The sequence below is a fragment of the Chryseobacterium cucumeris genome (assembly GCF_001593385.1).
Taxonomy (GTDB): Bacteria; Bacteroidota; Bacteroidia; order Flavobacteriales; family Weeksellaceae; genus Chryseobacterium; species Chryseobacterium cucumeris.
The window spans coordinates 691,364-706,833 of the sequence record NZ_LUVZ01000001.1; the positions used below are offsets into that span (position 1 = coordinate 691,364).

12 protein-coding genes are annotated in these 15,470 nt (G+C 35.0%); 3 read left to right on the forward strand and 9 right to left on the reverse strand.

Annotated features, from left to right (window positions below; translation table 11 throughout):
- Positions 1 to 108 precede the first annotated feature (108 nt).
- Complete coding sequence (locus A1704_RS03105) at positions 109 to 1,956, forward strand: alpha-L-fucosidase (RefSeq protein ID WP_062670364.1); 1,848 nt, start codon at positions 109 to 111, stop codon at positions 1,954 to 1,956.
- 76 nt (positions 1,957 to 2,032) lie between these two features.
- Here A1704_RS03105 and A1704_RS03110 read toward each other — a convergent pair whose 3' ends face one another.
- From A1704_RS03110 to A1704_RS03150, 9 genes are all read right to left on the reverse strand, one after another.
- Positions 2,033 to 2,449 (reverse strand): nucleoside-diphosphate kinase, encoded by a 417-nt coding sequence (locus A1704_RS03110; RefSeq protein WP_034687444.1) that lies wholly within the window; start codon positions 2,447 to 2,449, stop codon positions 2,033 to 2,035.
- A 670-nt stretch (positions 2,450 to 3,119) separates the two neighbouring features.
- Entirely contained in the window at positions 3,120 to 4,046 is a 927-nt protein-coding gene (rsgA, locus tag A1704_RS03115; protein ID WP_062670366.1) for a ribosome small subunit-dependent GTPase A, read from the reverse strand.
- 161 nt (positions 4,047 to 4,207) lie between these two features.
- Complete coding sequence (locus A1704_RS03120) at positions 4,208 to 5,287, reverse strand: chorismate mutase (RefSeq protein WP_047431451.1); 1,080 nt, start codon at positions 5,285 to 5,287, stop codon at positions 4,208 to 4,210.
- Between the two features lie 399 nt (positions 5,288 to 5,686).
- Complete coding sequence (locus tag A1704_RS24865) at positions 5,687 to 6,268, reverse strand: hypothetical protein (protein WP_238590567.1); 582 nt, start codon at positions 6,266 to 6,268, stop codon at positions 5,687 to 5,689.
- A gap of 32 nt (positions 6,269 to 6,300) precedes the next feature.
- Positions 6,301 to 7,386, reverse strand: coding sequence for a DNA polymerase III subunit gamma/tau (gene dnaX / locus A1704_RS03130; RefSeq protein WP_034698546.1), 1,086 nt, complete (start codon positions 7,384 to 7,386; stop codon positions 6,301 to 6,303).
- 98 nt (positions 7,387 to 7,484) lie between these two features.
- On the reverse strand, positions 7,485 to 8,117 hold the full coding sequence (locus A1704_RS03135) for a TetR/AcrR family transcriptional regulator (protein WP_034698548.1): 633 nt from the start codon (positions 8,115 to 8,117) through the stop codon (positions 7,485 to 7,487).
- A gap of 5 nt (positions 8,118 to 8,122) precedes the next feature.
- Positions 8,123 to 9,379, reverse strand: a complete 1,257-nt coding sequence (locus A1704_RS03140) for an aminotransferase class I/II-fold pyridoxal phosphate-dependent enzyme (RefSeq protein WP_062670368.1) — start codon at positions 9,377 to 9,379, stop codon at positions 8,123 to 8,125.
- 428 nt (positions 9,380 to 9,807) lie between these two features.
- Entirely contained in the window at positions 9,808 to 10,161 is a 354-nt protein-coding gene (locus tag A1704_RS03145; RefSeq protein ID WP_062670370.1) for a helix-turn-helix domain-containing protein, read from the reverse strand.
- Between the two features lie 97 nt (positions 10,162 to 10,258).
- Complete coding sequence (locus A1704_RS03150; RefSeq protein ID WP_062670372.1) at positions 10,259 to 10,996, reverse strand: LuxR C-terminal-related transcriptional regulator; 738 nt, start codon at positions 10,994 to 10,996, stop codon at positions 10,259 to 10,261.
- 89 nt (positions 10,997 to 11,085) lie between these two features.
- On the opposite strand from A1704_RS03150, the gene A1704_RS03155 reads away from it, so the two are divergent.
- Both A1704_RS03155 and A1704_RS03160 read left to right on the forward strand, forming a co-directional pair.
- Positions 11,086 to 11,733, forward strand: coding sequence for a DUF1349 domain-containing protein (locus A1704_RS03155; RefSeq protein WP_062670375.1), 648 nt, complete (start codon positions 11,086 to 11,088; stop codon positions 11,731 to 11,733).
- Positions 11,734 to 12,475: 742 nt separating this feature from the next.
- Positions 12,476 to 15,466 (forward strand): sensor histidine kinase, encoded by a 2,991-nt coding sequence (locus A1704_RS03160; RefSeq protein ID WP_062670377.1) that lies wholly within the window; start codon positions 12,476 to 12,478, stop codon positions 15,464 to 15,466.
- The last annotated feature ends 4 nt before the right edge of the window (positions 15,467 to 15,470 follow it).

The following is a 15,470-nucleotide window of genomic DNA, read 5'->3' on the forward strand; positions in this document are numbered from 1 at the left end:
AATACAATAATAAGAAACGTTTTGACAACAATTATCAGTAATTATCAGAAACTATGCTATACTATAATGTTTTCTTTATCTATATTTAATGTTAAAATAAATCTATATATGAAAAGCAGTCTGATTAAAGCTGTTTTCCTTGGATTGATACTATCTGCACATAGTATCGATGCACAGGTTCAGACAGTTGATAACAGCAAAAAAATGGAATGGTTCAGCAATGCAAAACTGGGTATTTTTATTCATTGGGGAATTTATTCTGTCAACGGAATCTCAGAGTCCTGGTCATTCTTCAATAATTATATTAACCATGAAAATTATATGAAACAGCTGAATGGTTTTTCAGCTTCAAAATACCAGCCCGAGCAATGGGTAAACCTCATTAAGGAATCCGGGGCAAAATATGCGATCATTACCACAAAACATCATGACGGAGTTTCACTATGGAATTCGGGAGCGGAAAAAGCAACAACTATCCCTCAAAATTCTTTGGCTAAAAAAGATGTTCTAAGTCCTTTTGTTTCTGCTCTGAAAAAATCAGGATTAAAAACAGGACTTTATTTTTCGTTACCGGATTGGAGCCATCCGTATTATGATATCAATACCCGGACAAAAAAACGTTACGAACTCAAAAATGATCTAAAGCGCTGGCAGAATTTTATCAGCTATTACCAAGGTCAGCTCAATGAGCTTTCTACCCTATATTCACCGGATCTTCTTTGGTTCGATGGAGACTGGGAACATACTTCCGAAGAATGGGAAGCCGCTCAGACCCTGGATTTACTTAAAAAACACAATTCTAATATTATCATTAATTCAAGGCTTAATCATCACGGAGACTATGATACTCCTGAGCAAGGCATTCCTGTTATTCCACCCCAAAATCCATACTGGGAGCTTTGTTACACCATGAATGATTCATGGGGATATCAGCCTTTTGATAAAAATTATAAAACCTCCAATATGATTGTCAGAACCCTGGCAGATGTGATCAGCATGGGCGGAAATCTTCTGCTTGACATTGGTCCGAGATCAGATGGTACAATTCCTGAGGAACAAAGTGAGATTCTTAAAAATCTTGGTCGATGGACTTCCAAAAATCAACATGCCATTTATGAAACAACCCGCGGAATTCCGTTTGAAAACTATAAAGGAAAATCTTCACTGTCTACATCAAAGAAGTCTTTATTCCTCTATCTTGAAGAGGCCAAAAACCTGACAAAAATTTATGGAGTGCCAACAAAACCTCTTTCAGTAAAGATCATCGGAGATCCATCCGCTGTTGTTACAATGGATTATAACGCTGAAAAAACACTGACACTGAATTTCTCCAAAGTAAAATTTGACAAGGATGTCACTGTGGCAGAACTTACTTTTGAAACTCCTCCAGCATTTTTGAACGATTTTAAGAAGGAAAAACATTCTCTTCCCGAAATACTGGAAAACAAAAATACCCAGGAAGCCGTCTATGATATCGCCAATGCTTTAAACTATGATCAGAATTTAGTTACCCATGAAGGCCTTACTCAAGATGGCCTTGACATGAAGATAAAAAAAACGTCTAAAACAAATCCGGAAACCATAGAATGGATAAGCAAGCATGCTGAAGCTTTGTTTGAAACAGGAAAAGGCCTTCCTGCTGGTCACTACCCAGGAATGAGCGCTTTATCAAAAGACAAGCAGACACTATATCTTTTTGTGGAAGGAGTTCCTACGGGATCTATTGCTCTGAAAGGGATAAAAAACGAGATTGCCAGAATAAGAGTTGTGGGTGAAGGCACTATTCTTCCTCATACGATCTATAATAAACTGTACTGGAGTGACAGACCGGGAATTATTTATATTGACGTTCCAAAGGAAAAACTTGACAAGCAAATGACCGTCATTGCTGTTTTGCTGAATAAACCTCTGGAACTCTATAGAGAAAATGTGGGAGCAATTGAAAACAATCTTTAGTACCTGAAAGATCGATTTATATAAAAACAAAATCCGGAGAAATTCTCCGGATTTTTTATTTTGTAAGATGATTTTCTTAGAAAATCTCTCTTCCTGAAAAATGGAACTGAGCTTCGATTAATGCATTCTCGTCAGAATCTGAACCGTGAACAGCATTTTCTCCGATGCTTCTTGCAAACATTTTTCTGATTGTACCTTCTGCAGCTTCTGCAGGGTTAGTAGCACCGATTAATGTTCTGAAGTCTTCAACTGCATTGTCTTTTTCTAAAACTGCTGCAACGATAGGACCAGAGCTCATGAATTCTACTAATTCTCCATAAAATGGTCTCTCAGCATGTACTTCATAGAATTTTTTTGCATCAGCAACTGTAAGCTGAGTTAATTTTAAAGCTTTGATCTTAAAACCTCCTTCAGCAATCTTACCCAATATAGCACCGATATGTCCGTCAGCAACTGCATCAGGCTTAATCATAGTGAATGTAATGTTAGACATAAATGTATATTTTTTTAATGGCGCAAAATTACAAAAAATATCTTTGATTTTTATTTTAATTTTTTTTTAACATAAAAATAACTTTTATTAAGAAATTGTAACACAAACTTTGGCACAGTAATTGTTTATTCTATTGCGATTCTCATGTTTAATTTGAGTTTTCATGGTTATTAGTTTTTACCCAGCTTCGGCTGGGTTTTTTATTTGCAAAAAATGAAGGTATTTTTTATTAATTATGTAATTTTTTAATTAATATTTAATCATATTTAACGATTTTCTTCTTTTAAGTGCAATTGGTGAAATAATTTTATTTTTTGAAAATCCAATCTCATGGTGGTCAGAAATATGACAAAAGTGGAGTTATCTGCCAAAATTGTAAAATTGAAAAGTAGAGTTATTTAAAAACGAATATTTTTTTCATTTAAAAATCAAAAAAATAAATTACAAAAAATAAAATCCATCAAATACATTAAACTAATCTTAAAAAAAATAATATCAGTAAATATTCTTCTTTAACAGCATAAGCAAGTGTTCCCCTTGTCAAGGTTTCAAACCTTAACAAGGGTGTCATTTCGACAAAATAGTTTAAAGCAGAAAAAGAGCCCCTCTAATGATAGCCTCTATATTAATTTGTAACAAAATTTGTTCTGTTAAATAAAGATTGTATTGATTATTTCTGAGAAGCTTCTTCTGCCTCGTCCATCAATTTAATGTAAGTAGCATAGCGCGAATGCTGAATTTCTCCTGTTTCAAGAGCATCGATAACAGCACATTTAGGTTCATTAATGTGAAGGCAGTTGTGAAATTTACATTCTTCTCTCTTTTTGAAAATTTCAGGAAAGTAATGCTGTACTTCTTCTTTTTCAATATCAATCATTGCAAATTCACGAACTCCGGGAGTATCGATAACGTTTCCTCCAAAATCCCAGAAATGCATCTGGGCGAAAGTTGTGGTGTGCTTACCTTTCAGGTGGGTATCTGAAATTTCAGAAGTTTTTAAATTCAATCCCGGCTGCAAAGCATTCACTAAGGTAGATTTTCCACAGCCTGAGTGGCCAAAGAATACAGATGTTTTATCTTTAAGAATCTCCTGAAGCTGATCCAGATTCAATTTAGAGTAGGAAGAAATTTCCAGGGTATCATATCCAATCTCCTGATATAGGAATTCAATATCTTTTACAATTTCAATTTCTTCTTCGTGCAATACATCAATCTTATTAAAAAGAATCAGTGGTGTAATATTATAAGCTTCACAGCATGCCAGGAACCTGTCAAGAAATCCTAATGACGTTTCAGGATGTTTCAGCGTAAAGATAAAGCATGCCAAATCAATATTGGAAGCTATAATATGGGCTTCTTTTGAAAGATTTACCGATTTTCTGATCAGATAATTGGAGCGAGGTTCAATTTTCGTGATCCAGGCTATATCATCCTGTTCCAGTTGGAACTCAACAAAATCTCCTACAGCAAGTGGATTGGTAAGTCTGGTTTTTATTAATTTGAATTTTCCCCGGATTCTGGCCTCGAAAATTTTATTTGTTTCCAATTCCAAAACCTGGTACCAACTGCCTGTAGATTTAATGATTTTTCCTTTCATAGATAATACTGGTACAAATATACGCAATTAGGGCTTAGTATTCAGGAAATAGGTTTAAAAACACATGTTTCAATTGCCCTAAATACTGATAACTAAGCCCTGATTTATTTTTTTACTGAATATATAGTAAAAATTATACTTCTCTTCCTATTATCCTTAATTTATCTTTCAATCATAATATTATTCTGAACTTCAATAGACTCTTCGTGAATCGCTTTGAATACTTTTTCAATAAACTCCTGAGACATTCCAGTTTCTTTTGCTTTTTGAGTAGCGTATTCTGTAATGACTTTCCAACGTTCAGGCTGGAAGATTGCAATGTCATTTTCCTTTTTAAGTTTACCGATCTTTTCAGAAATTTTCATTCTTTGAGAAAGAAGTTCAATTAACTGGAAGTCAAGATCAGAGATCAAAGTTCTGTGTCTTCCCATCTCTCCTTCAAAACCAGCAAGATTAGAACTTCTCACTTTCAGATTTCCGATAAGGTCTGCAAGAACTTCCGGAGTAATCTGCTGAGAAGCATCACTCCACGCCTCATCAGGATTGCAGTGTGATTCAATGATCGCTCCTTGGTATCCTACGTTAAGTGCTTCCTGAGTAATATCAGCAAGACCAGTTCTGTTTCCGCAGATGTGAGAAGGGTCAATTAACATTGGAATATTTGGAAACTGGCTCTTGAAATCAAGGGCAATCTGCCAGTTCGGGTTGTTTCTGTATTTAGTTTTCTGGTATGTTGAAAACCCTCTGTGAATAACTCCAAGGTTTTTAATGTCCTGTCCTAAAAGTCTTTCCAAAGCTCCAATCCATAATGCAAGATCCGGATTAACAGGGTTTTTCACAAATACCGGCTTATCTGTTCCTCGTAGAGCCATCGCAATTTCCTGTACTGTAAACGGATTCACTGTAGAACGTGCTCCAATCCAAAGAACATCTACATCTGCTTCAAGGGCTGCGAAAACGTGGTGTGCGTTGGCTACTTCAGTGGCCGTTTTAAAACCGTACTCTTCTTTTACTTTTTTCAGCCAGTTCAAACCGATCACTCCTACTCCTTCAAAACCGTTTGGTTTGGTACGGGGTTTCCAGATTCCTGCACGGAAAACTGACACATTGGCATTAGATTCTTTAATTCTCCTTGCCGTTTCAAGCATTTGAGCTTCACTTTCTGCGCTACATGGTCCTGCAATCATTAGAGGCTGTGTAAGCCCATCGATCCATTCATTTTTTAAATCATTTAAATTCATTCTTCTAAATTTTATTGTTTTTTTATATAATTTTTTCGTTAACAGCAATAGCCCTTTGGATTATAAAATTAATTTATAATTCTTTTCAAAAAATGCCGTTCAAAATTGTTTAAAGGAATCAGGAAAATAATAGGGCTCTACTTCTCCTGTATTTTTTGGAAAGAAATTCAGTTAACAGTACCAATAAAATCGGTAATACGTTCTGAAATTTCTATAATAAGAAGCAGAAAAACTAAAATAACCGCTAAAAAAGTAATTAGCGGGAGCAAAAAAAGACTGATATGTGTTAGTCAAATTTTCCATTTTATTCTGGAAATGTCTTTATTTAGCGTTTCTGGTTGTAATTTGTTTTTGTCAAAAAATTATTTTCGACAGAAATATTTGACAAATATATAAAAATTATGTCAAATCAAACTTCATTAAATCATCAAGATCTTTCAAAAGTGGATTTTTTTCTATAAATTTTTCAAACATTTTTCTTTTCGTTACCACTTCAATCTTCAGGTTTTCAACGTCTCTGACGTATTCTACCTCAATAATATGATTCTGAATTTTTCTTTTAAAATGGTTAAAAAATTCTCCACTTATTTTATCAAATTCTACTTTTGCAGAATCTGAAGGGAATAAAACTTTGATTTTATGCTCATCTGCTTTTACCAGTTTGAAGGTCTTGACAGCATTAAATACAAAATTATTTTTTACCTGAAGCTGTTTAAGCATAATTTTCCATTCCATCTGCAGATCTGTATCTGTAAAATGGTTCTGAGGAAGATTATCAGATTTTATCACAACATCTTCTGTTGTTTCGACTTTATCTTCTTTATTCAAAAAGGAATTGATGCTGAAACCGGAAGAGATTCCAGGTCTTGATAATGGTCTGGTGGTTTTTGTTACTGAAACTTCCTGAACTGCCTGAGAAGCTGCTGGTAGCTGTTCTGCTTTAACTTCTTTTTTCTCCTGGGCATTTTCCGGCATCTTCACTTCCTGCTTCTCACTGAGAAACGGAGCCAGTATCAGGAACTTTTTTTTTTAGTATCACCCAAATTAGCTGTCAGTGAAGCCAGCTGCATTAAAGCAATTTCAACCGTAAGTCTTGGGTTTTTGGAATTCTTATAATTAATATCTGCATGGTTACAGATCTCAATACCATCAATAAGCTGCTGGGCGGCCCATTTCTGTCCTTGTTCTACAAATTTAGCCTTGGTTTTCTCTCCTACTTCAATGAGTTCCATGGTGGAAGCATTCTGTGCCATCATCAGATCTCTGAAATGATTTCCTAATCCGGCAATGAAAATATGGGGATCAAAACCTTTCTTTACAATCTCATTGAATGCAAAAAGCACTTCAGGAATTTTGTTTTCCTTGGCGAGATCCACAATATTCAGATATTGATCATAATCCAGAATGTTGAGTACTTCGGCGGCTTTTGCCAGGGTAATATTTTTCTGGGAGAAGGTAGAAAGTCTGTCGAAGATAGAAAGTGCATCTCTTAATGCACCATCCGCTTTCTGAGCAATCAGGTACAGCGCGTCATCTTCATACTGGATATTTTCTTTTTGGGCAATATTTTTCAGATGATTCTGAATGTCTTCAATGGTAATTCTCTTGAAGTCATAAATCTGACAACGGGATAAAATTGTTGGAATAATTTTATGTTTCTCCGTTGTAGCCAAAATAAAAATAGCATGAGCAGGCGGCTCTTCCAGCGTTTTAAGGAAAGCATTGAAAGCGGCAGAAGACAGCATATGAACCTCATCAATGATATATACTTTGTATTTACCAACCTGAGGTGCAAAACGTACCTGATCTATAAGTTCTCTGATATCATCTACAGAGTTATTGGATGCAGCATCCAATTCATAGATATTGTAAGCAAAGCCATCTTCTGAAACCGAGCCATCTTTCTCATTGATTTTTCTTGCAAGAATTCTGGCACAGGTAGTTTTACCCACACCACGAGGACCGCAAAAAAGTAATGCCTGAGCTAATTGACTTTCTTCAATTGCATGTTCTAAAGTATCCGTAATATGGGATTGCCCTACAACCGTATCAAACTCCTGAGGACGATATTTTCTTGCAGATACTATAAAATTTTCCATTGGCCAAAAGTAAGAAATATAGTTTTAATTTGAAAATTAAAAGTTTTCAAATTATTAACAAAAACGTATTTCTGCTCAAATCGGAAAACTTTCAATTTCTACTTCTTTTTGCTGTATGCAAAGTCGATCAACTCAACAATAGCGGCTTCAACCTCTTTTCTTCCTTCTTCAGTTTTCAGATCGATACCACAAAACTTATTGGCGTTGTACCCTGTATAGAGGTTGAGATAGTAAGCTCCGGAAACAATCAAAGCCATAATTGCTCTGTGTCTTGTTGCTACTCCTTCACCAAAGTAAGGATCTGAGATGTTTCCAAATAAAACTTCTCCAACTTCTTCACGTTGTTCAACCAATTTCTTAAGGATAGGTTTACTTTCTGAAAGTTCCCAAAGGATGATCTTCTGAAGTTCTTTATTTTTCTTCAGGTTTTCGAACTGGTTCAATACAACCATTTTAGTAAGTTCGTGACCACCGTCTGAGAAATCCATATCAACATCCTGGTTGACCTGGCTCCAGTAATCCTGAGATTTGATATATTCATCGATCAGCTTATCAGTACTTCCAAAATACTCATAGATCAATTTTTTATCAAATCCGGCAACAGCAGCTATCTTGCTTACTTTTAATCCGGAATATCCTTTTACTCTTAAAATTTTACCAACTGCAGCAAGCAGTTTCTGCTTTGTTTTTTCTTTGTCCCTAATGGGGCCCTGCACTACTTTTCTAGGCATAATTATTATTTTTTCGCAATATGCAATTTTTTATTAATATCATCAAACGCATTAAGCGTTTTGTCGAGATGTTCTTTTTCGTGTCTTGCCGTAACACTCATCCTGATACGTGCGTCCTTTCTTGGTACAGCCGGATAAAGAATCGGGTTGGTATAGATTCCCATTTCTATTAGTAGTTTTCCAACATCTCCTGTTACATAAGGATCTCCAATTTTTACGGGAACGATCGCAGAGCAGGTTACTCCTGTATCTAATCCTAAATCGTCAAGTCCTTTTTTGAAATAATTGATGTTATCCCAGAGTTTTTCTCTCCAGATAGGTTCTTCGTCAATTAAATCAATGGCTTTAACAATTCCTGCGGATGATGGTGGAGCTGTAGCTGAGAAGATCTGCTGGCGTGAATGGAATCTGATGAATGCAGCTATTTTTTTATCTGCAATGACATAACCTCCCAGATTTCCAAATGTTTTGCTGAATGTACCTGTAATGATGTCTACTTTATCCAATAACCCAGCCTGTTCCAAAGTACCTCTTCCGGTTTCCCCAAGGATGCCGACACCATGCACGTCGTCTACCATTAGAAAGGCATTGTACTTTTTCACAAGGTCATAGATCTCATTAATACGGGAGGTATCACCATCTTGGGAATATACTCCGTCCACAATAACGAGTTTCGTACGGTACAGATTTTCAGATACCTTCAAAATGTGTTCCAAAGATTCCAAATTATTGTGCGGAAATGTTTTTTTATTGGTAAAAGCACATCCTTCATGTACACTGGCATGCACTGCCATGTCTAAAATAGCAAGATCTTCTTTCTGCATTAAGCACTGTAAACTAGCGCTGTTAGCAGTATATCCGGTAGTAAACACTACGGCTTCATCTTCTGTTCTTTTAAAAAAACTTGAAATTCTTTTTTCTAAAGCATTGTGATAATCAAAGTAGCCACCGATAAGAGGTGTAGCTCCTGTTCCCGTTCCATATTTCTCTATTCCTTCGATAGCGGCCTGCTTTACTTTCGGGTGTTGTGTAAATCCTAAATAATCACTTGATACAAAACTAACAAATTCTCTGTTTTGGTCTGCAATATTTACATTTAGTATTGCATTGGTTCCTGAAGTGTTCTTCAGTCTGTAGTTCATGTGTCCGTTAGACTTTACAAAGTCTAAATATTCATAAAAAATCTCAGCCCTTTGAGCCATATCATTATCTGGTATATTCTCAAAGTCTTTAATAGTTGCTGTTGTGAAATTGATGCTCATCCTTAATCTTGTTTGTTGTGGTTTAAAAGAAACAAATATATAACTATTTAAAAGGCTTAAGCGCCTCTGTTAAGATTAAATATTATTAAAGACACAATATTTTTATCTTATTATCTGGAAACCAAAGTATTTAAATAGACATCTATCTTTTTTAACGTTTTTCGCTTTTGAATTAATTAGTTTTTTCTTACCTAAATTTAATAAAAAAATCAAACAATAAAGAAATATTAATATATAAATAATAAAAAAATGCAATTATTTTTTACAAACAGCTCATTTATAAAAGATTATTTTTCTATTATTTTAACATTTTAATTCACTAAACAGCATTAAAAATACAACAATTCGAGCGTTCAAATCCCTATCCTGAGACAAAAAACAGCGCAAATCTCTTGCAATAGCAATATTAAACAAAAAAAGTAGTCAATTTAAACTTTTTGGGAATTTCTGAAATTTCCGGGAGTAAAGCCAGTCATTTTTTTGAAAAATTTTGAAAAATTGGAAGGATCATAAGTAAAGATACGGGCAATTTCTGCCACAGATCGATCGGATCCCACGAGCATTTGCTTGATCTGAAGAATAATTTTTTCATCATAAAAGAAACAAGGGTGCTGTCCGGTTTCTTTTTTAACGGTATCGGTAAGATGCTTATGGGAAACCGCAAGCTCTCTGGCGATCTCATTCAGCTCCATAAATTCAGAAGCAGCACCGGAAATAACGTCCTGAATATGCTTGTCTAAAAAAGTAAAATACTGCCTGGTAATTTCTTCGCTTCTTTTCATCGTATATGTTTCTTGCTAATGTGTATTCAAGATATAAATTTAATCATTAAGATACAAAGTAAAAAGGTAAGCTTTTCGGATATTTCAAGCTGGATATTTAAGAAAAACTGTCTTTAAAAGCTTGTATAGAATTTTTTACTTTCAGCTTTTCCAGGATATTCTGACGGTGTCTGTTTACCGTATTGACGCTTATAGAAAGCAGGCCTGCAATTTCTTTGCTTGCATATCCCTCTCCTACACATTTTAAAACTTCTAATTCTCTGGGGCTTAAAATATTTTTATAATCGAGCTTATCTTTTACAACCACTTCCCCTTTGATTATATTGACAATCATAAAATCAGGAGCACCGGATGAAGTCAATGCAATATTATAAAGACAAAGAGCGAGCCTAAGTCTGCCGTTATCGGGCGAATAAATATAAAACATACGGTGTTTCACCCATCTGTAGTCTTCATTTTTATCCTTCATCCTTATTTTTGAAACCACACTATATGCCGTACGTTCTTCTATTTCCATGGTCTCCAGCAATTTGAAAAAACGGAGTTCATGGATGTATTTTTTCAGGCGGTCATCAGGGTGTATCTTTTTCAGCATATCTTCTTCCCAGATGGAGTCTATTTCCGCAGGGTTTTCCTCCATCTTTAGCCCAAGTTCATCTGCTGCCGCAGATTTATAAATAAAGCTTTTATTCTCCTGCATATCGCTCAGTACACATATTGCACCTTCCATCTGAGAGTATGCTAACGCTCTCTGTTTATAGATCTCTAGATCAAGCTGGCATTTTTTCAAGGCGCTATCCAGTAATTGATCACTAAGCTGTTCACGGATTTCCATAATGGTTATTTATCAGTATTGACGCAAATGAAGTTTAATAATACTTTTGCTAAAATAATAATTTACCCTTAGAACTTATCCCAAAGAGAATGAAGAAACTGATTTTCTGCTTTTGCGCCTTATCCCTGATTCAAAAGTTGTCCGCCCAGAGTCTTGAGAAAATGACCTGGTTTAATGAACCTGAAAAATGGGAAATCAAAAACAACAGCCTTTCTATGTTTGTAACACCACAGAGCGATTACTGGAGGGTTTCACATTATGGATTTACTGTAGATGACGCTCCTTTCTACTACACCACATATGGCGGTGAATTTGAGGCAAAAGTAAAAATAACCGGCAGTTATAAAGCAAGATTTGACCAGATGGGGCTTATGCTGCGAACAGATCATGAACATTATATCAAAGCCGGAGTAGAATTTGTAGATGGCAAGTACAATCTCAGCACTGTGGTCACCCACAATAAAAGTGACTGGAGTGTCATTACATTAGAAAAAACACCTCCTGCCATATGGATAAAAGCGGTGAGAAGACTGGATGCTGTTGAGATATTGTATTCTTTTGATGATAAAAATTATATCATGATGCGGAATGCGCCTTTTCAGGATAACATTCCTGTAATGGTTGGATTAATGGCAGCCTGTCCTGACGGAGAAGGATTCAATGCTGTTTTTGAAAACTTCAGAGTAAAACACCTGCCGGATCAGCGCAGACTCAAGTGGCTTGAAACCCATCAATAACGATTGAATTACACTTCAATATACAGTCAATTTTATTTACCTCCCACCATTTCCGGGAGGTTTTTTGATTTAAAAAGGGATTCTGAATATTAAAAAATAAAAAAGAGACCGTACTAAAAGTAAACAGTCTCTTTTGTTGTTGAGATAAAAACCGTTTGTGTTCTTAGAATCATTATTTAGACAATAAAGCTTCTTAATTGTTGTGAGAATATTTTTGCAAAAATATGAATATCCATAAGCCCTGACAAAGTTATCATGTAGAATAAACCATCTTTTTTTTGTCGAAGTTTTACTACAAAACAAATTAAATTAAACTTTAACCATTCATATAAAAATTAATAAAATTATTCAGACATGATAATATTTCTCATTTATAAAATTCTAAAACAATTCAGAAATCCAGCACAATACAGAGGTCTATAAAAGATAATTTAAAATGAATGTGATATAAATTTATCACTTATTATTGAAATAAAACAATGTGTCAAAAAAAATTGAATGGCTTATTGTCTGCAATACATGATAAAACTTATAGAAAACAAAATATGCAATACTAATTTATCGCCATAATTTCACTATTTTTACACGATCAAAAAATATAAAACACAAAAGACCAGAAAACTTCAATGATAAAAATTTATTCTCAATCGTTCCTGCCTTTTAAAAAAACTTTGACTTGTACAAATACTATTATTAACCATCTATTGCATTAGCAGCAGATATAGATCAGTTTTGCACATATATGAGAGTTTGGGCATTAATTTTTGCTTGTATCTATCTAAACATTTTCGGGCAGCACTATACATCTACGTGGTATAACATAGATAACGGGCTTCCCCAAAGCAGTGCAAAGGCCATTGTCAAAGACAAATATGGCTTCATCTGGATTTCTACTGAAAACGGACTGGTAAGGTATGACGGGAGTTCTTTTATTACCTTTAATAATTTCAGGGTAAATAATCTTCATTTTGGCGAATTTATAGGAGATCCGTGCCTTGACAGCATCACCGTTCTTAATAATTTCCAGGAAAATAAAATTATTATCAGAAACAGATTTCCTAAACTGGCAAGCCTTACTAAGGGTGATAAAATGACCTATTGCAATGGTACCGATATCCTGCACCGTATTGCCAATAATATCATTACATCGGATTTCTATAATGACGTCCAGTATTTTATTCAGCTTAGAAATTCTGTTTATCATTTTACAGAAAAGAATGCCATCATCTATAAGGAAGGAAAAAAGGAAATAAAAATTGCTTTCCCTTTTACCAATAAAGACCTGAATTACATCTTTGTACTGAATAATCACCTTTTCGTCAATGATCTGAAAAAAAGAAAGACCTACTCCATCTACAAGGGGCAGCTTTCTGTTTCTGATCAACCTACACTTTTTAACCACCCTGATACGAAAATATACTGGCAGCAGATTACCAATCAGACTTTTATTATCAACCACGACAACATTTATCTTTTAGAAGGTAACGAAAAGGATCTCCGTTTAAAATTTCTTGTCAATTTTGAAGAAATCGGAAATCATTCCTACTGCTCGATGTTCTATGATAAAGCGTTCAACAAATTGTACCTGGGAACGCTTAATAATGGTCTGAATGTTCTTCAGCTTTCCAATTTCTATGTATCGAGAAAAGAAGCTGATTTTTCCAGCAATGTATATTTCGCATCTCTTCCTTTCAGCCAAAGTACAATTATTGCTGAGGACGGAACAGAATTCGGAAGAAACGGAATTGTAAACAGCCATCTTTTCGGAAACAATGACAATTATCTGATGATGTATGACGATTCCGGAAATATTCTGATCAAAAAGAGAAACCATATCGTCAGGTTTTATAAAAATTCGGGATATAAAAAAAAGGATTCCACTTTTGTTAAAAAGGGACTTGAAACATTTATGAAAAGCGGAAGCCTTTACGGCACTACCTTCACAGATCTTTCAGGCACTCAACTCCATCTGTACAAAAAGGATATATTCAGCCAGCCGGATTACACCTATACTTTTAAAAGTTTTGTCAATATTTTTCATCAATATAATGAGAATGAAATTCTGACCGGAAACAGCGACGGCCTTTATTCCATAGCACTACGAAGCAATACCATAACTCCTTTGATCAAAAATATTCATGTCAAAAGTATTATCAGGACAAAAGATAATCTGATATGGATTACAACAGAGAAAAACGGCTTCTATCTATTCAGAAATCATAAGCTGATCAAGATGCCAAACGATGTGAACAATTATCTCCAGTCGGCTCATTATATTCTTGAAGACCAGAAGGGATATTATTGGATTTCGTCGAATAACGGGATGTTTAAGGTCGCTAAAAAACAATTACTGCAGTATGCGGAAGGCAAAAAAACTTCTGTTTTTTATTATCGTTTCACCAAAAAAGACGGTTTCCTGACCAATGAATTTAATGGAAGCTCGGAGCCTAACGCCTACGCCCTTCCGAACGGAGATTTTGTATTTCCTTCAATGGACGGCTTTGTATTTTTCAATCCGGAAAGTATTCAGACTTATTATCCGGGAAGAAATAACATTTATATTGAACGGGTAAAAATCGGAAATTCTGAGCCTCAGTATTTTCATCAGATCCTTGATTTGAAAAATGATTACAAAACAGCGGATGTCTTTATTGATATTCCTTATTTTTCCAATCCTGAAAACCTTTACATTGAAGCAAAAATATCAGGAAAAGAAAATACCGAATGGGAAAAGATTGCCACAGGAAAAGAATTAAAATACACCATCAGCAACCTTTCTCCCGGAGATTACACCCTGAGGGTAAGAGTATTGATTTCTGCTGACGGGAAATATGAAGAAAAGGTAATACATTTTAAAATTCAGCCTCTTTTTTATCAGACCTTGCTTTTCAGAGTGTCTGCGTCCATTATTATCCTTATTATCATCATCATTATCGTTCAGTTAACCACGAATTTTCTCAGGATAAAAAATAAAGCTTTAAAACAGATTGTTCATAATAAAAACTCTGAACTGAAGGAAACCTCTCTTCACCTGGAGCTCGTAAAAAACAACCTGCAGAAAGAAACAGAATATCAGAAGAAACTGGTGGAAACTATCAGTCATGACATTACCACTCCCATCAGATTTATTGCTATGCTTTCTCAGAAATTACATGAATCTGATGATGTAGAACTTCAGAAAAAATACTTTGACAGTATTTATAAATCTTCCGAACAGCTGTATCAGTTTACCCTGAATTTGAAAGAATACACTGAGCTCTATAAGGCTGAAAATATTTTCGAAGAAAAGGAATATCCCATCAACAGAATCCTGGAGACCAAGAATAAACTGTTCTGTGAAATTGCCAAAGAAAAAGGAACTACGATCACCAATCTTACTGAGGGCGTCATCTATTCCAGGGTAAATGAAAGTATTTTAACAGCCATTATTCATAACCTCCTTGATAATGCTGTTAAGAATACCTCTCAGGGAAACATTACCCTTAGGATTACCGAAAATCTACAAAAATCCACAATAATAATTAGTGACACAGGAACAGGAATGTCTGAGGAACAGATTGCTATCTATATGAATCTGTTCAGAAATCCAAAACTGGAAACCCCCAGTTTTAAAGGAAAAGGATTGGGTCTGCATATGGTTATCCATCTGGTAAAAAAGATCAATGCTGAAATGAATTTCAGGCAAAACCATCCTAAGGGAACTGTTGTGGAAGTAACGCTCAAAAAAAACTAATCTT